19 protein-coding genes are annotated in these 24490 nt (G+C 71.9%); 15 read left to right on the plus strand and 4 right to left on the minus strand.

What is annotated here, in order from left to right:
* On the minus strand, positions 1–1342 hold a 1342-nt coding region (locus tag ACZ4WS_RS12155), incomplete at its 3' end, for a HAMP domain-containing protein (RefSeq protein WP_467979593.1).
* A 151-nt stretch (positions 1343–1493) separates the two neighbouring features.
* Here ACZ4WS_RS12155 and ACZ4WS_RS12160 point away from each other — a divergent pair.
* From ACZ4WS_RS12160 to ACZ4WS_RS12170, 3 genes are all read left to right on the plus strand, one after another.
* A complete protein-coding gene (locus ACZ4WS_RS12160) occupies positions 1494–3536 on the plus strand; it encodes a SpoIIE family protein phosphatase (protein ID WP_467979595.1) in 2043 nt (680 codons plus the stop codon).
* Between the two features lie 293 nt (positions 3537–3829).
* Entirely contained in the window at positions 3830–5062 is a 1233-nt protein-coding gene (gene hemW / locus ACZ4WS_RS12165) for a radical SAM family heme chaperone HemW (RefSeq protein WP_467979597.1), read from the plus strand.
* A 69-nt stretch (positions 5063–5131) separates the two neighbouring features.
* On the plus strand, positions 5132–6427 hold the full coding sequence (locus ACZ4WS_RS12170; protein WP_467979598.1) for a hypothetical protein: 1296 nt from the start codon (positions 5132–5134) through the stop codon (positions 6425–6427).
* Here the strand turns inward: ACZ4WS_RS12170 and ACZ4WS_RS12175 are convergent.
* Positions 6411–7214: a DUF3097 domain-containing protein gene (locus ACZ4WS_RS12175; RefSeq protein ID WP_467979599.1), complete on the minus strand. Its 804-nt coding sequence runs from the start codon at positions 7212–7214 to the stop codon at positions 6411–6413. The two genes, ACZ4WS_RS12170 and ACZ4WS_RS12175, sit on opposite strands and share 17 nt — an antisense overlap.
* A gap of 45 nt (positions 7215–7259) precedes the next feature.
* Positions 7260–7997, minus strand: a complete 738-nt coding sequence (locus tag ACZ4WS_RS12180) for an MBL fold metallo-hydrolase (RefSeq protein WP_467979601.1) — start codon at positions 7995–7997, stop codon at positions 7260–7262.
* Between the two features lie 161 nt (positions 7998–8158).
* On the opposite strand from ACZ4WS_RS12180, the gene hrcA reads away from it, so the two are divergent.
* From hrcA to ACZ4WS_RS12230, 10 genes are all read left to right on the plus strand, one after another.
* Positions 8159–9175, plus strand: a complete 1017-nt coding sequence (hrcA, locus tag ACZ4WS_RS12185) for a heat-inducible transcriptional repressor HrcA (protein ID WP_467979603.1) — start codon at positions 8159–8161, stop codon at positions 9173–9175.
* Entirely contained in the window at positions 9176–10312 is a 1137-nt protein-coding gene (dnaJ, locus tag ACZ4WS_RS12190) for a molecular chaperone DnaJ (RefSeq protein ID WP_467979604.1), read from the plus strand.
* 224 nt (positions 10313–10536) lie between these two features.
* A complete protein-coding gene (locus ACZ4WS_RS12195) occupies positions 10537–11628 on the plus strand; it encodes a nitronate monooxygenase (RefSeq protein ID WP_467979605.1) in 1092 nt (363 codons plus the stop codon).
* The gene (locus tag ACZ4WS_RS12200; RefSeq protein ID WP_467979606.1) at positions 11625–12374 is read left to right on the plus strand and encodes a 16S rRNA (uracil(1498)-N(3))-methyltransferase; all 750 of its coding nucleotides are present in this window, start codon (positions 11625–11627) and stop codon (positions 12372–12374) included. The genes ACZ4WS_RS12195 and ACZ4WS_RS12200 overlap by 4 nt, the downstream gene beginning before the upstream one ends.
* A gap of 18 nt (positions 12375–12392) precedes the next feature.
* The gene (locus ACZ4WS_RS12205; protein ID WP_467979608.1) at positions 12393–12785 is read left to right on the plus strand and encodes a VOC family protein; all 393 of its coding nucleotides are present in this window, start codon (positions 12393–12395) and stop codon (positions 12783–12785) included.
* A gap of 229 nt (positions 12786–13014) precedes the next feature.
* Positions 13015–13554 (plus strand): hypothetical protein, encoded by a 540-nt coding sequence (locus ACZ4WS_RS12210; protein WP_467979609.1) that lies wholly within the window; start codon positions 13015–13017, stop codon positions 13552–13554.
* A gap of 81 nt (positions 13555–13635) precedes the next feature.
* Entirely contained in the window at positions 13636–16851 is a 3216-nt protein-coding gene (locus ACZ4WS_RS12215) for a S41 family peptidase (RefSeq protein WP_467979610.1), read from the plus strand.
* Between the two features lie 233 nt (positions 16852–17084).
* On the plus strand, positions 17085–17438 hold the full coding sequence (locus tag ACZ4WS_RS12220; protein ID WP_467979612.1) for a histidine triad nucleotide-binding protein: 354 nt from the start codon (positions 17085–17087) through the stop codon (positions 17436–17438).
* Between the two features lie 6 nt (positions 17439–17444).
* Entirely contained in the window at positions 17445–18350 is a 906-nt protein-coding gene (locus tag ACZ4WS_RS12225) for a ribonuclease Z (RefSeq protein ID WP_467979614.1), read from the plus strand.
* A 20-nt stretch (positions 18351–18370) separates the two neighbouring features.
* Positions 18371–19363: an adenosine deaminase gene (locus tag ACZ4WS_RS12230; protein WP_467979616.1), complete on the plus strand. Its 993-nt coding sequence runs from the start codon at positions 18371–18373 to the stop codon at positions 19361–19363.
* 3 nt (positions 19364–19366) lie between these two features.
* On the opposite strand, the gene ACZ4WS_RS12235 is transcribed toward ACZ4WS_RS12230, so the two are convergent.
* On the minus strand, positions 19367–20608 hold the full coding sequence (locus ACZ4WS_RS12235) for an MFS transporter (RefSeq protein ID WP_467979617.1): 1242 nt from the start codon (positions 20606–20608) through the stop codon (positions 19367–19369).
* A 461-nt stretch (positions 20609–21069) separates the two neighbouring features.
* Between ACZ4WS_RS12235 and ACZ4WS_RS12240 the strand changes: the two genes are divergently transcribed.
* Positions 21070–22179: a carbohydrate kinase family protein gene (locus ACZ4WS_RS12240; RefSeq protein ID WP_467979618.1), complete on the plus strand. Its 1110-nt coding sequence runs from the start codon at positions 21070–21072 to the stop codon at positions 22177–22179.
* Positions 22180–22332: 153 nt separating this feature from the next.
* On the plus strand, positions 22333–24480 hold the full coding sequence (locus ACZ4WS_RS12245; RefSeq protein WP_467979619.1) for a PhoH family protein: 2148 nt from the start codon (positions 22333–22335) through the stop codon (positions 24478–24480).
* The last annotated feature ends 10 nt before the right edge of the window (positions 24481–24490 follow it).

Consider the following 24490-nt stretch of genomic DNA (forward strand, 5'->3'; position numbering starts at 1 on the left):
CGAGGTTGCCCTCGGTGCCGACCTCGCGCGCCACCCTCGTCACCTCGTCGGCGAAGGCGGAGAGCTGGTCGACCATCGTGTTGATGGTCGACTTCAGCTCCAGGATCTCGCCCTTCGCCTCGACGGTGATCTTCTTTCCGAGGTCGCCCTGGGCGACGGCCGTGGAGACGAGGGCGATGTTGCGGACCTGCGAAGTCAGGTTGTCCGCCATGAAGTTGACGTTGTCGGTGAGGTCCTTCCAGACCCCGGAGACGCCGCGGACCTGCGCGCGCCCGCCGAGGTTGCCCTCGGTGCCGACCTCGCGCGCCACCCTCGTCACCTCGTCGGCGAAGGCGGAGAGCTGGTCGACCATCGTGTTGATGGTCGACTTCAGTTCGAGGATCTCGCCCTGCGCGTCGACCGTGATCTTCTGGCTCAGGTCGCCGTTGGCGACGGCCGTGGTGACCTGAGCGATGTTGCGGACCTGGGAGGTCAGGTTCGAGGCCATGAAGTTGACGTTGTCGGTGAGGTCCTTCCAGACCCCCGACACGCCGCGCACCTGCGCCCGGCCGCCCAACTGGCCTTCCGTACCCACCTCGCGGGCCACCCTCGTCACCTCGTCGGCGAAGGCGGAGAGCTGGTCGACCATCGTGTTCACGGTGAGCTTCAGTTCGAGCAGCTCGCCGGTCGCCTCGACGGTCACCGTACGGGTCAGGTCGCCGCGCGCCACCGCCGTGGTCACCAGGGCGATGTCCCGCACCTGGGCCGTCAGCCGGGACGCCATCGTGTTGACCGCCTCGGTCACATCCCGCCAACTCCCGGACAGCCCGGTCACCTTGGCGCGGCCACCGAGCCTCCCCTCCGTGCCGACCTCGCGCGCGACGCGGGTCACCTCGCCGGTGAAGAGGGACAGCTGGTCGACCATCTTGTTCACGGCCCGGCCCAACCGGCGTAAGTCACCGCGGAGTTGGCGATTTCCGTCGTGCAGATCGACCCGCTGGGTCAGATCGCCGCCGGCCACCGCGTCGAGGACGCGTGTCGCGTTCGCGGCGGGGGCGACCAGGGCGTCGAGCAGCTGGTTCACGTCGTTCACCCGGGTCGTCCAGTTGCCCTGGCCCGGGCTCGCCGAGAGGCGCTCGTCGAGCCGCCCGTGCCGGACCAGATCCCGGCGGACGCGCTGCACCTCGGAGTTGAAGTGGGCGCTGCGGTCCATGATCTGGTTGAACATCGTGCTCAGCTCGGCCACCAGCCCGTGCCCCGTTTCCGGCGCCTTGCTGAAGTCGCCGTCCCGCGCGGCGGTCATCGCGGCGAGCAACGGACGCAGATCCGATGCCCGAATCTGTCCATCTTCGATCACAGGCATACCACTGTTCTCACTCATGGCGGCCCACTTCGGTAACTCGGCGCTTATGGGCATGGCCAGTCTGTCACTCTGTCCGCATCGCCTGAGGCGTATTCGTCCGAACTGCTCAGGGAGCTGCACAGTGGGGGCCATTCCGACGCAACGGGAGTCCATGGCGCGTGCCCCTGATGCGCCTGCGCACCACCGCGCCGGCCAGGAAGCGGTGGCCCGCACCTCGCTGCCGGGCACTCCGCTCGCGCCGGGAGCCGCCCGCCGGTTCGTGCGCGCCGCGCTCGCCGACTGGCTCGAACTCGCCCTGGCCGACGCGGAGATCGTCGACGACCGCCTCACCGACGACGCCGCCGTGATCGTCAGCGAACTCGTCACCAACGCCGTGGTGCACGCGGGCACCGACGTCGAGCTGCTGTGCCGCCTGGAGAGCGCCGGAGAAGGGCAGGCGGGCTCGCTGGTCGTCGAGGTCTCCGACCATCATCCTTCGCGCGCGGTACGGGACGAGGATGCCGAACGCCCGTACGGCACACCGGAGTACGGGCGCGGGCTGCGGCTCGTCTCCGCGCTCTCCGAGGCCTGGGGGATCACGTACCGCACCGGCGTCAAGACCGTCTGGGCGCGGCTGCCCGTGGGCGGGAGCGCGGCCGTGGAGGGGCTCTCGGGGGGCGAAGGGATCCCGGAGGCAGAGAGGATTTCCGAGGCCGGGAGGATCCCGGAGGCCGCGAGGATTTCCGAGGCCGAGAGGGTCTCCGGGGCCGAGATGATTTCGGAAGTCGCGAGGATTTCGGAAGTCGAGGCGCAGATAGGGGTGTACGCCGGGGAGCAGGCATTGGAGCGTGGGCTGCGGATCGCCGAGATACTCGACCCCGAGCCGCGACGCGGCACCCAGCAGGACCAGGACTGGCTCAACCGCGGCGCCCTCTCCTTCCTCGCCGAGGCCTCCGACCTGCTCGCCGGACAGCTCGACGAGGACCTGGTCGCCGCGCTCGCCGGGCAGTTGCTCGTGCCGCGTCTCGCCGACTGGTGCGCGGTGTGGCTGGAGGACGAGGCCACCGACCGGGCGGGCGGTCTCGGTCTGGCCCTGGGGCCGCGGCTCGCCCGTGTCTGGCACGGCAGTGAGAACCGCATCGAGGAACTGCGCCGCGCCCTGGAGAAGGACCCGCCGCGACTGCCCGACTCCGTACGCTCCCGGGCCGTCCCGGTGCCCTGGCCCGGCGAGGCGCTGGGCGCGCGCGGAGTGAGCGGGGCGGCGCTCGCGTACCGGCTGATCGCGGGCGGACGGCCGCTGGGCACGCTGGTCATCGGGCGGGCCGGTCCGATCGGCTTCCCCGACGAGATCACCGGGCTCGTCGAGGACCTCAGCCGCCGCGTCGCCCTCGCCATCGGCGCGGCCCGCCAGTACGCGCGCCAGGCCACCATCAGCCGGGTCCTCCAGCGCGGTCTGCTGCCCGGCGCGGTCGCCGAGATCCCCGGGGTGCGCAGCGCCCTCGTGTACGAGCCGCTCGACAAGGGCGGGCCCAGCGGCGACTTCTACGACCTGTTCCCGGCGGGGGACGGGCGCTGGTGCTTCGCGGTGGGCGACGTCCAGGGCAAGGGGCCCGAGGCCGCCGTCGTGATCGGCCTGGCGCGGCCCTGGCTGCGGCTGCTGGCCCGCGAGGGCTACGAGGTCGCCGACGTCCTCGACCGCCTCAACCAGCTCTTACTCGACGACGCGACAGAGGCGGCGGACGCGGCGGCCCGCGCGCTCGTCGCGGCGGGCGGGCCCGGGCTCGGCGCGGACCTCGGCCCCCAGACGCGCTTCCTGTCCATGCTGTACGGCGAGCTCGTTCCCTTCGACGGCGGCGTGCGCTGCACCCTGGCCTCCGCCGGGCATCCGCTGCCGCTGCTCCTCGGCCCCGACGGTGACGTACGGGAGGTGGCCCGGCCGCAGACCCTCCTCGGCGTCTTCGAGGACGCGAGCTACACCTCCGAGACCTTCGAGCTGCACCCCGGCGACACCGTGCTGTGCGTCACGGACGGCGTGACGGAGCGGCGCAGTGGACCCCACCAGTTCGACGACGAAGACGGCCTCGCGAAGGCCCTCACCGGCTGCGCCGGCCTGAGCGCCGAACTCATCGCGGAACGGATCCGCAGACTCGTCCACGAGTTCGGCGCGAGGCCTCCGGAGGACGACATGGCGTTGCTGGTGTTGCAGGCGGAGTAGGCGGAGTGGGCGGTCGTACGGGGTGTGGGCGCGGGGCGTAAGCGGCACGCACGCGGGCGTGGGGGCGGAAGCGGGCGACGCGGGTGTGCAGGACGGGGACTCGGCGCAGGCCCGCGGCTGGCGGCGCGGGGAGGTGGCGCGCAGGCCCGCGTGCCCCACGCAAGCCCACCGGACGCGCGCGTGCCCCACGCAACCCACCCACCGCACGCGCCCGTGCCCGGCGGAAACCGGCACGCGTGTCGGTGCTGGACAGCGGAAACCGGCACGCGTGTCGGTGCTGGACAATGGAAGGCATGCCTTCCGCACTTCCCGATGGTGAGCCCGTTCCCGACGACGGGGCGCTGCCCGCGCACGCCCTGGCCGGGGCCGCCGAGCGCCCCCTCGGGTTCTACCTCCATGTGCCGTACTGCGCGACCCGCTGCGGCTACTGCGACTTCAACACCTACACGGCGACCGAGCTGCGGGGCACCGGAGGCGTGCTCGCCTCCCGCGACAACTACGCCGACACGCTGATCGACGAGGTCCGGCTGGCCCGCAAGGTGCTCGGCGACGACCCGCGCCCCGTCCGCACGGTCTTCGTCGGCGGCGGTACGCCCACCCTGCTGGCGGCCGACGACCTCGTACGGATGCTGGGGGCGATCCGCGACGAGTTCGGGCTCGCGGACGACGCGGAGATCACGACGGAGGCGAACCCGGAGTCGGTGGACCCGGCGTACCTCGCGACCCTGCGCGCCGGGGGCTTCAACCGGATCTCCTTCGGCATGCAGAGCGCCCGGCAGCACGTACTGAAGGTGCTCGACCGCACGCACACCCCCGGCCGCCCCGAGGCCTGCGTCGCCGAGGCCCGCGCGGCGGGCTTCGAACACGTGAACCTTGACCTGATCTACGGCACGCCCGGGGAGTCCGACGACGACTGGCGCGCCTCTCTGGAGGCCGCGCTCGGCGCCGGGCCCGACCACATCTCCGCCTACGCCCTGATCGTCGAGGAGGGCACCCAGCTCGCCCGCCGCATCCGCCGCGGCGAGGTCCCGATGACGGACGACGACGTCCACGCGGACCGCTACCTCATCGCGGACGAGGTGATGTCGGTGGCGGGCTTCGACTGGTACGAGGTCTCCAACTGGGCCACCTCGGAGGCCGGCCGCTGCCTGCACAACGAGCTCTACTGGCGCGGCGCCGACTGGTGGGGCGCGGGCCCCGGCGCCCACAGCCACGTCGGCGGCGTGCGCTGGTGGAACGTGAAGCACCCCGGGGCGTACGCCGCGGCGCTGGCCTCCGGCCGCTCCCCGGGCGCGGGGCGCGAACTCCTCTCCGACGAGGACCGCCGCGTGGAGCGGATCCTCCTCGAACTGCGGCTGCGCGAGGGCTGCCCGCTGTCCCTGCTCCGCCCGGACGGGCTGACCGCCGCCCGCCGCGCCCTGTCGGACGGCCTTCTCGAAGCCGGTCCGTACGACGCCGGGCGCGCCGTTCTCACCCTGCGCGGGCGGCTCCTCGCGGACGCCGTGGTCAGGGATCTGGTGGACTGAGTTCGGTGCGCTCGGGTCGGGTGCACAGATCTAGTCGATGGAACACCTGTTCGCGTACAGTCCGCGGCCATGGTCTCTGGTAGATGGCCGGACGAGGATGCGACCGTCCTGCGATACGGGTTGCGGCGGCTGCTGCTCGCGCTGCCGATCGTGGCGGTGCTGCTCGTCGCCGGCGGGACGGGCCTGTGGTTCGCCGTCCGGGTGGACGGGATCGGCGCCGGCTGGATCCCCCTCGGCGTCCTGATGGTGATGGGCGTCAGCGGAGTGGTGCTGCTCGTCTCCCGCTGGCGGGCGCGCCGTTGGATCACCGTCTTCGACGCGACCGGCTTCTGGCGGATGCGGGGCAAGGAGGCCGCGCTGATCCCCTGGGACTCGCTGGCGGGGGTGGGTATCTACTGGGCCCGGGGCAGCAGATCCGCCGCCTTCACGGTCGAGCTGTGCCCCAGGGACGAGATCGACCGCGACGAGCCGCTGCTGTGGAAGTTCGTCCGCGACGCCGATCCCCTCCAGCCGGGCTTGCCCCGCCTGCGCTACCGCGTCGACGTGGGCGACTCCCACAAGGCGTACGAGCAGGCGCTCCAGCAGTGGGCACCCGAGCTGTGGTTCGGGCGCGAGGAGCAGCCGTTGTCGTACGTGGGCGCGCCGGACCACGACGGGCACCGGGAGCGGATGACCGAGCGGACCGACACGGTGGCGCGCGGCACGAGAGATCCGCTGGTGTTCGACGCCGTCGAGACCGGAGACACGGTGGTTGTCCAGCGCAGCGCTGTCCTGGTGCGACGCCGTCTGGCCGTCGCGCTGGTGATGGTGCTCGCCTGCGCCTGGGCGGTGCGGGGGCTGGTGCCCGAGCACGGGCACGGCGCGGGTGCCGTGGTCCGCGACGTGATCGCCGCCGCGCTCGCACTGGCGGCCTGCTGGGCGCTCGTACTGATCGTCCGGGGCGTGGTGAGGATCTGGAACTGGAACGTCACCATGGACGCCGCGGGCATCCACGTCACCCAGCGCGGGCAGTCCGTCACCGTGCCGTGGGGGTCGCTGGCGGCCGTCGGCATCTACGCCGCACCGCCCCTGCACACCCTCGAACTCTGCCCGAAGGGCGAGATCGACCGCCATGACCCGCTGCTGTGGGCCACCGTGCGCGACAGCGAGCCGCCGCGGCCCGGGCTGCCCCGGCTGCGCTACCGCATCGCCCTGTGGCCCGCTCCGGCACGCCACGCCGTGGCGGCGGGATGCCGGCGGTGGGCACCGGAACTCTGGTTCGGCGGGGAGCGGATGCCGTCCGGCTATCAGGGAGACCCCGACCGCGAGGGCCACCGGGACCGGACCAGGCAGGCCCGCGGCCCCCGCGTCACTCCGGCGCCGTGACGAAGTCGATCAACTCCTCCACCCGGCCCAGGAGTTCCGGCTCCAAGTCCTTGTAGGAGCGCACCCGGGACAGGATGTGCTGCCAGGCCGCGCCCGTGTTCTCCGGCCAGCCCAGAGCCCGGCACACGCCCGTCTTCCAGTCCTGACCGCGGGGGACGCGGGGCCATCCCGCGATGCCCACGGACGACGGCTTCACCGCCTCCCAGACGTCGATGTACGGGTGGCCCACCACCAGCGCGTGCTCGCTGGTGACCGACTCCGCGATGCGGGACTCCTTCGTGCCGGGGACCAGGTGGTCGACGAGGACGCCGAGGCGGGCGTCCGGGCCCGGGGCGAAGTCCGCGACGATCGCGGGGAGGTCGTCGATGCCCTCCAGGTACTCGACGACGACGCCCTCGATGCGGAGATCGTCGCCCCAGACGCGTTCGACCAGTTCGGCGTCGTGGCGGCCCTCGACGTAGATGCGTCCGGCACGGGCCACCCGGGCCCGCGCGCCGGGGACGGCGACCGAACCGGAGGCCGTGCGGGTGGGGCGGGCGGGAGCCGAGGACGGGCGGACCAGCGTCACCACCCTCCCCTCCAGAAGGAAGCCGCGCGGCTCCAGCGGGAACACCCGGTGCTTGCCGAAGCGGTCCTCCAGCGTCACCGTGCCCGCCTCGCAGCGGATCACCGCGCCGCAGAAGCCGGTGCCCGGCTCCTCGACCACCAGACCCGGGTCCGCGGGGACCTCGGGCACGGACTGGGGCTTCTTCCACGGCGGGGTCAGGTCCGGAGAGTACTGGCGCATTCGGATGACGATAGGAGAAGCCCGGCCGTGCCGCCGTACGACCTCCTACGACACGCCGAAGCGGGTCGCCAGCGCGTCCCGCTGAGCCCGGACAAAGGCCGCATTCACCACGCCCCCGTGTCCCGGCACGTACACCGCGTCCTCCCCGCCCAGGTCGAGCAGCCGGTCCAGCGCCGCCGGCCAGTGCGAGGGGACGGCGTCGGGGCCGGCCTGGGGCTCGCCCGACTCCTCCACCAGGTCGCCGCAGAAGACGGTCTCCGGTGACGACGGCGATCCGGGGACCAGGACCACCAGGTCGTGGGCGGTGTGGCCGGGGCCCACGTTCGCGAGCAGGACCTGTACGCCGCCGCCCAGGTCGAGGGTCCACTCGCCGGACACCAGGTGGCGGGGGTGGACCAGGAGGTCCGCCGCCTCCGCCGCAGAGCGCGGATCGAGACCGTTGCGTACGGCGTCCGTGCGCAGCTCCTCGCGGTCGTGCGCGAAGACCGTGTCCAGGCCGACCGCCCCGAACACCTCCACGCCCGCGAACGCCGCCGCGCCGAAGACGTGGTCGAAGTGGGGGTGCGTGAGTGCGAGATGCGTCACCCGGCGGTCCGTGCCGAGCAGTCGCCGCGCCTCCGTACGCAGGCGCGCGCCCTCCCCGAGGCTCGACCCCGCGTCGATCATGAGCGCCGCCCCCTCGCCCACCACGAGCCCGGCCGTGCAGTCCCAGACCGGAAGCCGTCGCCGTCCGACCCGGGGCGCCAGCCTTTCCCACCCCAGCTCTTCCCAAGTCACGCTCATACGGAGACGCTAGCCGTGGGAGTGTGCCGGGCACGACATCGCAGGCCCGCCCTTGCCGGGGTCGTACCTCACCGCCGTACACTGGGCCGGGGAACGCTGGCACTCACATGCGCTGAGTGCCAGGCCGAAGGCCACGGGGAAGACTTCTGGAGGTGTGCGCGATGCTCAGTGAACGCAGGCTCGAAGTGCTGCGCGCCATCGTCCAGGACTACGTGGGCACCGAGGAGCCGGTCGGTTCCAAGGCGCTCACCGAGCGGCACCGCCTCGGGGTCTCCCCGGCGACGGTCCGCAACGACATGGCCGCGCTGGAGGACGAGGGCTACATCGCCCAGCCGCACACCAGCGCCGGACGCATCCCCACCGACAAGGGCTACCGGCTCTTCGTCGACAAGCTCGCGGGCGTCAAACCGATGACCGCGCCCGAGCGGCGGGCCATCCAGAACTTCCTCGACGGTGCCGTCGACCTCGACGACGTCGTCGGGCGGACCGTACGGCTGCTCGCGCAGCTCACCCGGCAGGTCGCCGTCGTGCAGTACCCGTCACTCACGCGCTCGACGGTGCGGCACGTGGAGCTGCTGTCCATGGCTCCGGCCCGTGTGATGCTGGTACTGATCACGGACACCGGCCGGGTCGAGCAGCGCATGATCGACTGCCCGGCGCCGTTCGGTGAGACGTCGCTGGCGGATCTGCGGGCCCGGCTGAACAGCCGGGTCGCGGGTCGCCGTTTCGCGGACGTCCCGCAACTGGTGCAGGACCTGCCGGACGCCTTCGAGGCGGAGGACCGCGGTACGGTCGCGACGGTGCTCTCCACCCTCCTGGAGACACTCGTCGAAGAGACCGAGGAACGGCTGATGATCGGCGGCACCGCCAATCTCACCCGTTTCGGACATGACTTCCCTCTCACGATCCGGCCCGTACTCGAAGCGCTGGAGGAGCAGGTCGTGCTCCTCAAGTTGCTTGGTGAGGCCGGGGATTCGGGCATGACCGTACGGATCGGTCATGAGAACGCGTATGAGGGACTCAACTCCACGTCCGTGGTCTCGGTCGGCTACGGTTCGGGCGGCGAGGCAGTAGCCAAGCTCGGCGTGGTCGGACCGACACGCATGGACTATCCGGGAACGATGGGAGCGGTACGAGCGGTGGCACGGTACGTCGGACAGATCCTGGCGGAGTCGTAAGTGGCCACGGACTACTACGCCGTACTCGGCGTGCGCCGCGACGCGTCCCAGGACGAGATCAAGAAGGCGTTCCGGAGGCTCGCGCGCGAGCTGCACCCGGACGTCAATCCCGATCCGAAGACGCAGGAGCGGTTCAAGGAGATCAACGCCGCGTACGAGGTGTTGTCGGACCCGCAGAAGAAGCAGGTCTACGACCTCGGCGGTGACCCGCTGTCCCAGTCGGGCGGCGGCGGCGCGGGCGGCTTCGGTGCGGGTGGCTTCGGGAACTTCTCGGACATCATGGACGCCTTCTTCGGTACGGCGTCGCAGCGCGGCCCCCGGTCGCGTACGCGGCGTGGCCAGGACGCCATGATCCGGCTCGAGATCGAGCTGGACGAGGCAGCCTTCGGCACGACGAAGGACATCCAGGTCGACACGGCCGTCGTCTGCGCCACCTGCAACGGTGAAGGCGCGGCGCCGGGGACCTCGGCCCAGACCTGCGACATGTGTCGCGGGCGGGGTGAGGTGTCCCAGGTGACGCGGTCCTTCCTGGGCCAGGTCATGACGTCCCGTCCCTGCCCGCAGTGCCAGGGCTTCGGGACCGTCGTCCCGACCCCGTGCCCGGAGTGCGCGGGCGACGGGCGGGTGCGCTCGCGTCGCACCCTGACCGTGAAGATCCCGGCCGGTGTCGACAACGGCACGCGGATCCAGCTCGCGGGCGAGGGCGAGGTCGGGCCCGGTGGTGGTCCCGCCGGTGACCTCTACGTCGAGATCCACGAGCTGCCGCACGCCGTGTTCCAGCGGCGCGGGGACGATCTGCACTGCACGGTCACCATTCCGATGACCGCGGCGTCGCTCGGCACCAAGGTTCCGCTGGAGACTCTCGACGGGCTGGAGGAGGTCGACATCCGCCCCGGCACGCAGTCCGGGCAGTCGATTCCGCTGCACGGGCGGGGCGTCACGCATCTGCGGGGCGGCGGGCGCGGTGACCTCATCGTGCATGTCGAGGTCACCACTCCGACCAAGCTCGATCCCGAGCAGGAGCGGTTGCTGCGGGAGCTGGCCGTGCTGCGCGGTGAGGAGCGGCCTATCGGGCAGTTCCAGCCGGGTCAGCAGGGGCTGTTCTCGCGGTTGAAGGACGCGTTCAACGGTCGCTGACGGGGTTTCCGGCGGGGGCGGTGACGGGCTTTTCTCGCCCCCGCCGCCCCTGCCCTTCCCGTCCCTGGGGCTCCGCCGCCAGACCCCCTTATCGGCCTGAACGGCCTCGTCCTCAAACGCCGGACGGGCTGAAGAATGTCGGCCGGGACCGGACGGTGCGGGTGGCCTATGCCAGGCGGAAGGCCCGATTCGGACTTGATCGGAGGACGTGACAACATGCCGTCATGTCCTCCGCACTGACCGATCTCTTCCCTCATCCGATCGTGCAGGCCCCCATGGCGGGCGGCGTCTCCGTCCCGCACCTCGCGGCCGCCGTGTCCGAGGCCGGCGGGCTCGGGTTCCTCGCCGCCGGGTACAAGACCGCCGACGGTATGTACCAGGAGATCAAGCAGCTGCGCGGGCTCACGGGACGGCCCTTCGGCGTGAACCTCTTCATGCCGCAGCCGGAGTACGCGGACAAGGCCGCCGTCGAGGTCTACGCCAACCAGCTCGCCGGTGAGGCCGCCTGGTACGAGACCGAGCTCGGCGACCCCGACAGCGGCCGCGACGACGGCTACGACGCCAAGCTCGCGGTCCTCTTCGACAACCCGGTGCCGGTGGTCTCCTTCCACTTCGGCTGCCCCACCGCCGACGTCCTGGAGTTCCTCGCCCGGGCCGGCACGCTGACCGTGGTCACCGCGACCACGGCGGAGGAGGCGCTGGCCGTGCAGCGGGCGGGCGCCGCCGCGGTCGTCGTACAGGGCGTCGAGGCGGGCGGCCACCAGGGCACCCACCGCGACAACCCGGAGACGGACGGTACGGGTATCGGGCTGCTCTCACTGATCGCGCAGGTGCGCGAGACCGTGCAGATCCCGATCATCGCGGCCGGCGGCATCATGCGCGGCAGCCAGATCGCCGCGGTGCTCGCGGCGGGCGCGAGCGCGGCCCAGCTCGGCACGGCGTTCCTCGCCACCCCCGAGTCCGGCGCCAACGCCGTGCACAAGCAGGCGCTGACCAACCCCCTCTTCGTACGGACGGAGCTGACGCGCGCGTTCTCCGGGCGCCCGGCGCGCGGACTGGTCAACCGTTTCCTGCGCGAGCACGGCCCGTACGCGCCGGCCGCGTACCCCGAGATCCACCACCTCACCTCGCCGCTGCGCAAGGCGGCGGCCAAGGCGGGCGACGCGCAGGGCATGGCGCTGTGGGCCGGACAGGGCCATCGCATGGCGCGCGAGCTGCCCGCGGGGCAGCTCGTGGACGTGCTGAACGCCGAACTCGCCGCCGCGGAGACAGCGTTGTCGGCGTCCCGGGAAGATGACGGGGGTGCGGGCCGATGACCGCGCCGGTGTTCGTGGTCGAGCACTTCGACGCGGGCGGCGGTGGACGCTACGTCCTCGACGGCCCCGAGGGGCGGCACGCCGTCTCCGTGAAGCGCCTGCGGCCCGGCGAGGACATCATCCTCACCGACGGTGCCGGGCGCTGGGCGGACTGCGTGGTGACCGGCACCGAGGGCAAGGACCGGCTGATCGTCCACATGGACTCGGTGTCCGAGGAGCCGGCGGAAGAGCCGCGCATCACCGTCGTCCAGGCCCTCCCCAAGGGCGACCGCGGCGAACTCGCCGTCGAGACCATGACCGAGACCGGCGTGGACGCGATCGTCCCCTGGGCGGCCTCCCGCTGCATCACCCAGTGGAAGGGCGACCGGGGCCTGAAGGCGCTCGCCAAGTGGCGGGCGACGGCGCGCGAGGCGGGCAAGCAGTCCCGCCGGGTGCGCTTCCCGGAGGTCGCGGACGCGATGACGACCAAGCAGGTTGCCGCACTTCTCGCCAAAGCCGATCTGGCGGCGGTGCTGCACGAGGACACCGAACTAGGGACCGAGCCGTTCGCGACGGCCGAACTCCCCTCCTCCGGGGAGATCGTGCTGGTCGTCGGTCCCGAAGGCGGGATCTCCCCCGAGGAGGTCGAGCTCTTCACCGGTGCGGGTGCGAGGACGTTCCACCTGGGGCGTACCGTGCTGCGCACATCGACCGCCGGGACCGTGGCGGCGGCGCTGCTGCTGGCCCGCACCGGCCGCTGGTCCTGACATCCACGGGGGATCGCGTTGGAACTCGCCCAAGTACGGCTGCTCGTCTCGGACTTCCCGGCCTGCTACCGCTTCTACGCCGAAGTCCTCGGCCTCAAGCCCCAGTCGGGCGCGGCCGAGGGGCCGTACGAGAAGTTCAGCCCCGCCACCGGCTCGGCGGGCATCGCCATACAGGACCGCGCGATGATGGCCGAAGTCCTCGGCGAACTCGGCGACTCGGCGACCGGCCACCGTTCACTGGTGGTGCTGCGGGTGGACGACCTGGACGCGTACTGCGAGCAGATCACCTCGCGCGGCGCCACCGTGCTGCACGGTCCGGCCCCCATGACCGAACGGATGCGCGTCGCCCACCTCAAGGACCCCGAGGGGAACCTGGTGGAACTCCAGGAGTGGCTCCTGCTGCGCGGCTGACGAACGGGTTTTCGCCCCCGCCTCCCCTACCTTTCCCGTATCTGGGGGCTGCGCCCCCAGCCCCCGCTTCGGCCTGAACGGCCTCGTCCTCAAACGCCGGACGGGCTGAAAACCTGCGGAACCCTCGTTCGGGTGGTCGTGCGCATCGTGGCCGCATGCGGTCTACCGCGGTGCGCGGGACAGTGGCAGGCTGCCGTCTATGGGGGCTTTGAGGCGTATACGGCGCCGGATGGGGCGTAGGCAAGTACTGGTGGCCGTCGGGCTCGGGGCGGCCGGAGTGTTCGGGGTGGCCGCGTGCGAGCCGACGGGCGGGTTGAGTTCCGCCTCGGTGGCCTACACGACCGACCAGACCGCGACCAAGGAACTCGAACGGCAGCACGTGGACGTGCGCTGGCTCAGCTGCACGGCCTCGTACGGCGGGAACAACAAGGCCTACACCCCGGGCAGGACGCCCTCGCCGACCGAGAGCACCGTCGCCTCCGTCGACTGCCGGGGCCAGACCTCCGACGGGCGGGAGATCACCGTCAAGGGCAAGGTCACCCGGGCCGTCGACGGCGCGTGCGTGCGCGGGGACCTCGTCGCCAAGGTCGGCGGCAAGGAGTGGTTCCACGTGCAGGGCCTGGGGAACTGCAACGCCACGCAAACCCCCAACCCGCCGATCTCGTACCAGCCCACGAACGGAGGGCCCAACCCCACCGTCACCGTCACCGTGACGAAGACCATGTGGTGCAAGGGCGACCCCACCTGCTGGCCCTCCCAGGGCAAGTGAGGTGCCCGGCCGCGCGCGGATCGGGTGACCCATTGATCGAAACCCCTGTCCGGGGCCGCCGACGCTGCATAGGGTGATCGGGTGACACAGTCCGCACCCTCCGCGTATCTCCGGTTTCCGCATCTGCACGGCGAGTTGGTCGCCTTCACCGCCGAGGACGACGTCTGGGTCGCCCCGCTCGACAGCGGAGGCCGGGCCTGGCGGGTCAGCGCCGACAACGTGCCGGTCAGTCATCCGCGCATCTCCCCGGACGGCGCGACCGTCGCCTGGACGTCGACGCGTGACGGGGCGCCCGAGGTGCACGCCGCCTCCCTGGAAGGCGGCCCGGCCACACGGCTGACGTACTGGGGGAGCGGGAAGACCCAGGTGCGCGGCTGGACCCCGGACGGACAGGTGCTCGCGCTCAGCACGCAGGGCCAGGCGAGCCTGCGGCGCAGCTGGGCCCGCGCCGTCCCGCTCGACGGCGGCCCGGCCACCACCCTTCCGTACGGGCCCGTCGGCGACGTCGCCCACGGCGGCTCCGGTGGTGTCGTGCTCCTGTCCGCTCCCATGGGGCGCGAGGCCGCCTGGTGGAAGCGGTACCGCGGCGGTACGGCGGGCAAGCTGTGGATCGACCGCGAGGGTGACGGCGAGTTCGTACGGCTGCATGAAGAGCTCGACGGGAACCTCGAGTACCCCTTGTGGGTGGGGGAGCGGGTCGCCTTCCTGTCGGATCACGAAGGGGTCGGGGCGCTGTACTCCTCCCTCCCCGACGGATCGGACCTGCGGCGGCACACGCCGATCGACAGCTTCTACGCCCGGCACGCGGCCACCGACGGCACGCGGGTCGTGTACGCGTCCGCCGGTGAACTGTGGCTCCTGGACGACCTGGAGGGCGCCGAGCCGCGCTGGCTCGACATCCGGCTCGGCGGACAGCGCGTCGATCTGCAGCCGCATCCCGTGAGCGCGTCCCGCTGGTTCGGCGCCGCCGCGCCCGACCACACCGGACGCGGCAGCGCGATCTCCGTACGCGGCGCCGTCCACTGGGTCACCCACCGCTCGGGGCCCGCCCGCGCGCTCGCCGCCGAGCACGGCGTACGCGCCCGGCTGCCCCGCACCTTCCGCGCCGACGGCGAGGAGCACGTGGTGTGGGTGACCGACGCCGAGGGCGATGACGCCCTGGAGTTCGCCCCGGCGACCGGAGTCGCCCCCGGAGCGACCCCGCGCCGGCTCGCGGCCGGACAGCTCGGGCGGGTGCTCGGGCTCGCGATGGCGCCCGACGGCAGCCGTGCCGCCGTCGCCTCGCACGACGGACGGGTGCTGCTCGTCGAGCGCGAGAGCGGCGAGGTCCGCGAGGTCGACCGCAGTGCGGACGGCGATGTCTCCGGGCTGGTCTTCTCGCCCGACTCGGCCTGGCTTGCCTGGTCGCACCCCGGCCCGCGCCCGCTGCGCCAGCTCAAGCTCGCCAACACCGCCGACCTGTCGGTGACCGAGGCGACCCCGCTCCGATTCCGGGACTACGCACCGGCGTTCACCCTCGACGGCAAGCACCTCGCCTTCCTGTCGGCGCGCTCCTTCGACCCCGTCTACGACGAGCACGTCTTCGACCTCGCCTTCGTGGGCGGCTCACGGCCGTACCTGATCACCCTGGCCGCGACCACGCCGTCCCCCTTCGGGCCGCAGCGCCACGGCCGCCCCTTCGAGGCGCCCGACAAGGACGAGACGCCCGACAGCGAGGGCGCGCCCGCGACCCGGATCGACCTCGACGGACTCGGGGACCGGATTGTGCCGTTCCCGGTCGAGGCCGCCCGCTACTCGGGTCTGCGGGCCGCCAAGGACGGGCTGCTGTGGCTGCGCCATCCCGTACACGGCGTACTGGGCGCCTCCCGCGCCACCCCGGACGACCCGGACCCGAAGACCGAGCTGGAGCGGTACGACCTCGCCCAGCAGCGCATCGAGCATCTCGCCGCGGACGCCGACCACTTCGCCGTCAGCGGCGACGGCAAGCGCGTCCTGCTGTGGACCGACGGCAAGCTCAAGGTCGTACCGAGCGACCGCCGCGCCTCGAACGACGACGAGAGCGACACGAACATCACCGTCGACCTGTCGAGGGTCCGCCAGACCGTCGACCCGGCCGCCGAGTGGCGTCAGATGTACGACGAGACCGGCCGCCTCATGCGGGACAACTTCTGGCGGCCCGACCTGGGCGGGGTCGACTGGGACGGAGTGCTCGAGCGGTATCGGCCCGTCCTCGACCGGGTGGCGACGCACGACGACCTGGTGGACCTGCTGTGGGAGGTGCAGGGCGAGCTCGGCACCTCGCACGCGTACGTCACTCCGCGCGGCGGATGGGGCGGCGGCGACCGTGCGCAGGGGCTGCTCGGGGCCGACATCTCCCGTCACCAGGACGGCAGTTGGCGCATCGACCGGATCCTGCCCTCCGAGACCTCCGACCCCGACGCGCGGGCGCCGCTCGCCGCACCCGGGGTCGCGGTGCGCGCCGGGGACGCGATCGTCGCGGTCGCCGGGCAGCCGGTGGACCCGGTGGCCGGGCCAGGCCCGCTGCTCGTCGGCACGGCGGGCAAGCCGGTCGAGCTGACCGTCTCGCCGTCCGGCGGCGGCGATCCGCGGCACGCCGTGGTCGTACCGCTCGCCGACGAGGAGCCGCTGCGCTACCACGCGTGGGTCGCGGACCGGCGCGCGTACGTCCACGAGCGGTCCGGGGGACGCCTCGGCTATCTCCACGTACCCGACATGGTCGGCTCCGGCTGGGCGCAGCTCCACCGCGACCTGCGCGTCGAAGTGGCCCGCGACGGGCTGGTCGTGGACGTCCGCGAGAACCGCGGCGGCCACACCTCCCAGCTGGTCGTCGAGAAGCTCGCCCGCCGGATCGTGGGCTGGGATCTGCCCCGCGGAATGCGGCCGTACAGCTACCCGGAGGACGCGCCGCGGGGTCCCGTCGTCGCCGTCGCCAACGAGTTCTCCGGCTCGGACGGCGACATCGTCAACGCGGCCATCAAGGCGCTGGGGATCGGGCCCGTGGTCGGCACCCGCACCTGGGGCGGCGTGATCGGCATCGACAGCCGCTACCGGCTCGTCGACGGCACGCTCGTCACCCAGCCCAAGTACGCCTTCTGGCTGGAGGGTTACGAGTGGGGCGTCGAGAACCACGGCGTCGATCCCGACGTCGAGGTCGTGCAGGCTCCGCAGGACCACGCCGCCGGGCGTGACGTCCAGCTGGACGAGGCGATCCGGATCGCGCTGGCGGCACTGACGGAAAACCCGGCGAAGGCTGCGCCCGCCTTGCCGCCGCTTTGATCCTCGTCCCCGCCGTGGGCGGGTGCCGCGTCGTTGTGGCTCGGGTGATCCGCCGCGGGGGTGCCTCCGGCGGGGTGCCGGGTGCGTTGTGGTGCGGGTGATCCGCCGCTCGCGGCGGATGTTCCCCGCCCGCGCGCCCTTTCGGGCGGGCGGGCGAGAGCCGTAGGCCGCCCGTGTCGTTGGGCCGATACGATGCGGGAGTAATGATCAGCGGGGCGTGAGGAGGCACACGCATGGCGGGAGAGCCGCAGGACGACTGCCTGTTCTGCAAGATCGTCGCGGGGCACATTCCGGCGACGGTGATCAGGGAGACCGAGACGACCGTCGCGTTCCGGGACATAAACCCACAGGCGCCCACCCACGTCCTGGTCATCCCCAAGGTGCACTACCCGGACGCGGCGTCGCTGGCGGCGGCCGAACCCGCCATCGCCGCGGACCTGCTGCGTGAGGCCGGCGAGGTCGCGGGCGAGGAGAAGCTGGAGAGCTTCCGGATCGTGTTCAACACCGGCGGCGGCGCCGGGCAGACCGTCTTCCACGCGCACGCACACCTCCTGGGCGGTCGCGGCATGCAGTGGCCGCCGGGATAACCCACCTTGTCCGTACGTGAATTGGTGGTCCTCGGCACCGCCAGCCAGGTCCCCACCCGGCACCGCAACCACAACGGCTATCTGCTGCGGTGGGACGGCGAGGGACTGCTCTTCGATCCCGGCGAGGGCACGCAGCGGCAGATGCTGCGTGCCGGGGTCGCCGCGCACGACCTGCACCGGATCTGCGTCACTCACTTCCACGGGGACCATTCCCTCGGGCTCGCCGGGGTGATCCAGCGCATCAACCTCGACCGGGTGCCGCACGAGGTGACCGCTCACTATCCGCGCTCAGGGCAGCGGTTCTTCGAGCGGCTGAGGTATGCGACGGCCTATCGCGAGACCGTCGCGCTGACGGAAGCGCCGGTCGAGGTCGACGGTGTGCTCGCGACCACGCCCTCGTACACCTTGGAGGCCCGCAGGCTCTCCCACCCCGTGGAGTCGTTCGGGTACCGGCTGGTCGAGCCGGACGGGCGGCGGATACTGCCGGAGCGGCTCGCCGAGCGCGGTATCAGGGGGCCCGACGTCGGGCGGCTGCAGCGGGAGGGCTCGCTTCACGGGGTGTCCCTCGACGACGTCAGCGAGGTGCGGCGCGGACAGCGGTTCGCGTTCGTCATGGACACCCGGCTGTGCGAGGGCGTGGACGCGCTCGCCGAGGGGTGCGACCTGCTCGTCATCGAGTCGACCTTCCTGGACGAGGACGAGCAACTCGCCTCCGATCATGGTCACTTGACGGCCGGTCAGGCAGGGCGGGTGGCGCGGGACGCCGGTGTACGGCATCTCGTGCTCACCCACTTCAGCCAGCGCTACGCCGAACCCGACAAGTTCGCGCGGCAGGCCCGCGCCGCCGGGTTCGAGGGGGAGCTGACGGTGGCGCACGATCTGCTCCGAGTGCCGGTTCCGAAGCGTCTGTAAAGCACCCGTACCATGCTTTGATGCCCCTCCCCAAAGCAGAACTGCACCTCCACATCGAAGGCACCCTCGAACCCGAGCTGGCCTTCGCGCTCGCCGCGCGCAACGGCGTCACGCTGCCGTACGCGGACACCGAAGAGCTCCGCAAGGCGTATCTCTTCGACGATCTCCAGTCGTTCCTGAACCTGTACTACGAGCTCATGGCCGTCCTGCGGACGGAGCAGGACTTCGCCGACCTGGCCGACGCCTACCTCGCGCGGGCCGCCGCGCAGGGCGTGCGGCACGCGGAGATCTTCTTCGACCCGCAGGCCCACATCGCCCGTGGGGTGGGGATGGGGACGGTCGTCGAGGGACTGTCCAGGGCGCTGGCCCGCAGCGAGGAGACGCACGGCGTCTCCACGCAGCTGATCATGTGCTTCCTGCGGGACGAGTCCGCCGAGTCGGCGATGCAGACGCTGGAGGCGGCGAAGCCGTACCTCGGCCGGATCGTCGGCATCGGTCTCGACTCCGCCGAGGTCGGGCACCCGCCGGTCAAGTTCCGCGAGGTGTACGAGGCTGCCGCCGCCCTGGGGCTGCGGCGCGTCGCGCACGCCGGCGAGGAGGGGCCGCCCGCGTACATCACCGAGGCGCTGGACGTGCTCGGCGTCGAGCGCATCGACCACGGACTGCGCTGCATGGAGGACGCCGAACTGGTCGAGCGGCTCGTGCGGGAGCGGATCCCGCTGACGCTGTGTCCGCTGTCGAACGTACGGCTGCGGGCGGTGGACATGCTGGAGGACCATCCGCTGCCCGCCATGATGGACGCCGGGCTGCTGTGCACCGTCAACTCCGATGATCCCGCGTACTTCGGCGGGTACGTCGGGGACACCTTCCACGCGGTGCACGAGGCGCTCGGCATCGGTCAGGAGCGGTTGCGGGAGCTGGCGCGCAACTCGTTCGTGGCGTCCTTCCTGGAGCACGACGAGGAGCGGCGGGCGCGGTACATCGCCGAGGTCGACGCGTACGAGTTCGAGTAACCGTCAGATGGTTCCGGGCCCCGGTGCGGCTGCCGCTGCCTGCCGGGGTCCTGCCGTGTCGTACGCCGTGCGCCGGGCGGGCATGGCCTCCAGCGGGATCTCCACGATCGGGTGTTCCAGGCTGCCGCGCCTCGGGCGCAGCGCCACGGCCGTCATCGGGACGGTGACCAGGAGCAGTCCGAGCGCCAGGATCACGCCCATCGCCGGGTAACCCGCCCGCGCCGACAGCAGACTGCCCGTGAGCGGGCCGCACGCCGTGCCGAGCGAGGAGGCGGAGCCGACGAGGACCGCCCAGCGGCCGCGCGGATCCAGGGACGCGGCGAGGCCGATCACGTACGAGAGCACGACCGGGTAGAGCGTGTTCCAGGCGATCTCGCCGGTCGCGAACGACGGCAGGTCGCTCGCTGCCGCGCTGAGCGCGATGCAGCCGGCGATCAGCGCCGTGCCCGCGCCGATGGGGAGCGCGCGGCCGAGTCGCGGGCCGAGTGCGCCCGCGCCGATCACGCCCAGCAGTCCCGCTCCGAGCGCGGCCGCGAAGACCGCGCCGACCGAGACTTCGGTGAGCCCCGCCTGCGTCAGGCCGATGCGGCCGCTGACGCCCCAGAGGGAGTTCTGGGCGAGGGACCAGAAGAACATGGCGGCGGCGAGGAGGAGGCCGGAGCGGGCGTGCGGGAGGGGCGTTGCGGTGAGCGCGGTCCGGGGAGTGGCCGTGCGGGTGGGCAGGCGCCGGGTTACGGGCAGGACGAGCAGCGCCGTCAGCGCGATCGCGGCGAGCGGGAGGCCGTGGGCCGGGCCCAGGTGAGGGATCGTCAGGTACAGCGCGCCCGCGAGGCCGGAGACGCCGAGCAGGCCCAGGGTGGAGATGCGGTGGGGGTCTCGTTGGGCGGCTATTCCGGTGGCGGCGACGGTGGTGGCCGTGCCGGAGCCGAAGCCGCCGGCCATCGCACCGGCGACGACGAGCGGGACGCTCGTGGTGAGGGCGGCCGTGCCGTAGCCGACGGCGGCGACGAGCAGGCCGGTGCGGGCCAGCCGCCGTGCGCCGAAGCGGTCGACCCGGGACGCGAGCAGGAAGCCCGCGGCAGCCGAACTCAGCAGCAGGGCGCTGCCGATGGAGCCGGCCTGCGTGGCGGAGAGCGGGAGGCCCGCGTCCAGTCTGCCGACGGTGGTCGGCAGCAGATACGCGGCGAGGTACCCGGCCGTGAAAAGGGCAACGAGGGGCCAGGGGGTGGTGGTGCGGGCGGACACGGGCGTTCCCAGGGCATGCGAAGAAGCGGCTCAAGAAGGGGGGTGGGCGGCCGTCGACGGACAGGAACGCGCGGGCAATTTGTATCAAGGGGGTGGGGGCGCACAGAAGGTGGGGTGGTGTGATGTGGGGCACGTTGTGTTTGGGGTAGGAGTGGTGGGGTAGCCGTAGGCGTCCCCCGCGGGGTGTGTCGGCTGGTTTTCGCCGCTCCGCCCCTGCCCGTCCCGTACCTGGGGGCTGCCGCCCCCAGACCCCCGCTTCGGCCTGAACGGCCTCGTCCTCAAACGCCGGACGGGCTGGAGACAGCCCTCCGGCGCTTGAGGAGCGGGGTCTGGGGCGGAGGCCCAGGGCGGGACGGGCAGGGGCGCCGGGGGCTAAAAAACAGCCCCCGGCGTGACCGACGCCGTCCCGCGTGCGGTGTGGTGCACACTGGCCAGATCCGCACCACGTCAGGGAGCGCACCGTGATCGCGTCCAACGGAGAGCGACCGTACTGCCGGCCCCACGTCGACCCGCTCGCCGGGCTGCGCACTCCGCAGGACCCGCCCTGGGACGTCTACCTCACGGGCACGGTCTTCCTGGACATCATCTTCACCGGACTCGATTCGGCGCCCGTGCGCGGGACGGAGTCCTGGGCCCGCGGGATGGGGTCGAGCCCCGGCGGCGTGGCGAACATGGCGACGGCGCTGGCGCGGCTGGGGCTGAAAACCTCCCTGGCGGCGGCCTTCGGGGACGACCACTACGGCGAGTACTGCTGGGACGCCCTGGAGCAGGGCGAGGGCATCGACCTCGCCCCGTCGCGCACCGTGCCCGGCTGGCACTCGCCGGTCACCGTGTCGATGGCGTACGAGGGCGAGCGGACGATGGTCAGCCACGGGCACGAGCCGCCCCCGGAGGAGCCCGCGCCGGAACACGCCCCACGCGCGCGTGCCGCCGTAGCCTCGCTGACGCCCGGCACGCGCGCGCAGTGGATCGCCGAGTCCGCGCGCGCGGGCACCCGGATCTTCGCGGACGTCGGCTGGGACGACACCGGGCGCTGGGACCTGGCGGGCCTCGCCGATCTCGAACACTGCGAGGCGTTCCTGCCGAACGCCGAGGAGGCGATGCGCTACACCGGGGCCGACAGCCCGAGAGCGGCGGCGCACGCGCTGACCGAGTACGTACCGCTGGCCGTCGTCACCCTCGGCTCCGAGGGCGCGTACGCCGTCGACGCCCGCACCGGCGAGAGCGCCGAGGTCCCGGCCATCGCCGTCGAGGCCATGGACCCGACCGGCGCCGGTGACGTCTTCGTCGCCGGCTTCGTCATGGGGACCCTGGCCGACTGGCCCCTCGCCGACCGCCTCGCCTTCGCCGGTCTGACCGCCGCCCTCTCCGTCCAGGAGTTCGGCGGCTCCCTCTCGGCGCCCGGCTGGGCCGAGATCGCCGCCTGGTGGCGCCGGGTCCAGTCCGTCGACGACCAGGACCCCGCGGCGCTGCGCCGGTACGCCTTCCTGGAGGGCCTGCTGCCCGAGGTGACGCGGCCGTGGCCGCTGCGGCGGGCGGTACCGACGATCGGTTTCCGCCGCTCGGCGTGAGGCTTGGCGTGAGGCTCGGCTTGAGGTTCGGCGTGAGGTGAGGAAAAGCCCTACGGCTCTGTCAGTGCAGCGACGTACCCTTGGAATCGCAAGGCTGCCCCTGTGGCAGGCGTGCCGCATCGAGGAGGAATCGCAGGCCTACAGAGCCGGCCCATGACTCAGACACCCACAGCTCAGACCCCCGCGCAGGGGCAGGCACGTGCACACTTCACGGTCCCCGCGAAGCACCCCATGGTCACCGTGCTGGGATCCGGTGACGCCCTCCTGCGCGTGATCGAGAAGGCTTTCCCGGCGGCCGACATCCACGTCCGGGGCAATGAGATCAGTGCGGTCGGCGACGCCGGTGAAGTCGCCCTCGTCCAGCGCCTGTTCGACGAGATGATGCTGGTGCTCCGCACGGGGCAGCCGATGACGGAGGACGCAGTGGAACGCTCGATCGCCATGCTCAGGGCGAGCGAGAACGGGGAGGGCGACGGCCAGGAGACCCCGGCCGAGGTGCTCACGCAGAACATCCTGTCCTCGCGAGGCCGCACCATCCGCCCCAAGACGCTCAACCAGAAGCGGTACGTCGACGCCATCGACAAGCACACGATCGTCTTCGGCATCGGCCCCGCAGGTACCGGCAAGACGTACCTGGCCATGGCGAAGGCCGTCCAGGCGCTTCAGTCCAAGCAGGTCAACCGGATCATCCTGACCCGGCCCGCGGTGGAGGCGGGGGAGCGGCTGGGCTTCCTGCCCGGCACCCTGTACGAGAAGATCGACCCGTATCTGAGGCCGCTGTATGACGCGCTGCACGACATGCTGGACCCGGACTCGATTCCGCGACTGATGGCGGCGGGGACTATTGAGGTGGCGCCGCTGGCATATATGCGCGGGCGTGCCCAGCCTGTCTTCACGAACGTCCTGACACCGGATGGCTGGCGGCCTATCGGCGACCTCCAGGTCGGTGACCTCGTCATCGGCTCGAACGGCGAGCCGACTCCGGTCCTCGGTGTCTACCCGCAGGGCGAGAAGGACATCTACCGCGTCACCTCCCAGGACGGCTCCTGGACCCTGTGCTGCGGCGAGCACCTGTGGACCGTCCGCACGGCCTCGGACAAGCGCCGCGACAAGCCCTGGCGGGTCCTGGAGACGAAGGAGATGATCGGCAACCTGCGGGCGGCGCACGCGCGCCGCTACGAGCTGCCGATGCTCACCGCACCGGTCAGTTTCCCCGAGCGTGAGGTCCCCATGGATCCGTACGCGCTGGGGCTGCTGCTGGGCGACGGCTGTCTGACTGGGTCCACCACGCCTTCCTTCGCGACGGCGGACCCGGAGCTGGCCGAGGCTCTGGAAGCCGCGCTCCCGGGTGTCGCTGTGCGGCACAAGGGCGGCCCCGACTACGTCCTCAACCGGATCAAGAGCCCTGGCGACGTCGTCACTCTGGAGAATCCGGTGACCCGGATCCTGCGTGAGCTGGACCTGTTGCGCACTCGCTCGCATTCCAAGTTCGTTCCGGACGACTACCTGCAGAACTCCGCCGAAGTACGGCTGGCCGTTCTCCAGGGTCTCCTCGACTCCGACGGCGGCCCGGTCACTCAGGCGGACCGCACGTCCCGCATTCAGTACGTGACGACATCGATCCTGCTCCGCGACGACGTGATCGCGCTCGTCCAGTCGCTGGGCGGCGTCGCGTACACGCGTCGCCGGGCAGCCGAGGGCCGCAAGCCCGGTCTCGCCAAGGGCCGTGAGGTCGAGTACCGGTACGACGCCCACGTCGTCGACATCCGCCTCCCCGAAGGCATCGAGCCCTTCCGCCTCGCCCGCAAGCGTGACAGGTACCTCGCGGCCAGAGGCGGCGGACGCCCGATGCGCTTCATCGACAGCATCGAGCCCGCGGGTCGCGAAGAGGCCGTCTGTATCCAGGTGGCGGCCGAGGACTCGCTGTACGTCACGCAGGACTACCTGCTGACGCACAACACGCTCAACGACGCCTTCATCATCCTGGACGAGGCCCAGAACACGAGCGCCGAGCAGATGAAGATGTTCCTCACCCGCCTCGGCTTCGACTCGAAGATCGTGGTCACGGGTGACGTGACCCAGGTCGACCTGCCGAACGGGACGAAGTCGGGCCTGCGCCAGGTCCAGGACATCCTGGACGGCGTCGACGACGTCCACTTCTCGCGGCTCACGTCCCACGATGTCGTACGGCACAAGCTGGTCGGCCGTATCGTCGACGCGTACGAGAAGTACGACAGCGAGAACGGCACCGAGAACGGCTCCCACAAGGGCCGCGGACACGCCGGCCACAAGGGGAAGTAGACCAGCACAA

The organism is Streptomyces sp. NPDC029292, from assembly GCF_055569295.1.

Coding starts and splice junctions, on each gene's coding strand:
- hemW (WP_467979597.1), top strand. CDS start 3,830: ATGCCTTCCGCACTTCCCGATGGTGAGCCCGTTCCCGACGACGGGGCG.
- ACZ4WS_RS12195 (WP_467979605.1), top strand. CDS start 10,537: ATGTCCTCCGCACTGACCGATCTCTTCCCTCATCCGATCGTGCAGGCC.
- ACZ4WS_RS12160 (WP_467979595.1), top strand. CDS start 1,494: ATGGCGCGTGCCCCTGATGCGCCTGCGCACCACCGCGCCGGCCAGGAA.
- ACZ4WS_RS12175 (WP_467979599.1), bottom strand. CDS start 7,214: ATGCGCCAGTACTCTCCGGACCTGACCCCGCCGTGGAAGAAGCCCCAG.
- ACZ4WS_RS12220 (WP_467979612.1), top strand. CDS start 17,085: ATGGCGGGAGAGCCGCAGGACGACTGCCTGTTCTGCAAGATCGTCGCG.
- ACZ4WS_RS12245 (WP_467979619.1), top strand. CDS start 22,333: ATGACTCAGACACCCACAGCTCAGACCCCCGCGCAGGGGCAGGCACGT.
- ACZ4WS_RS12170 (WP_467979598.1), top strand. CDS start 5,132: ATGGTCTCTGGTAGATGGCCGGACGAGGATGCGACCGTCCTGCGATAC.
- ACZ4WS_RS12180 (WP_467979601.1), bottom strand. CDS start 7,997: ATGAGCGTGACTTGGGAAGAGCTGGGGTGGGAAAGGCTGGCGCCCCGG.
- ACZ4WS_RS12230 (WP_467979616.1), top strand. CDS start 18,371: ATGCCCCTCCCCAAAGCAGAACTGCACCTCCACATCGAAGGCACCCTC.
- ACZ4WS_RS12210 (WP_467979609.1), top strand. CDS start 13,015: ATGGGGCGTAGGCAAGTACTGGTGGCCGTCGGGCTCGGGGCGGCCGGA.
- ACZ4WS_RS12200 (WP_467979606.1), top strand. CDS start 11,625: ATGACCGCGCCGGTGTTCGTGGTCGAGCACTTCGACGCGGGCGGCGGT.
- hrcA (WP_467979603.1), top strand. CDS start 8,159: ATGCTCAGTGAACGCAGGCTCGAAGTGCTGCGCGCCATCGTCCAGGAC.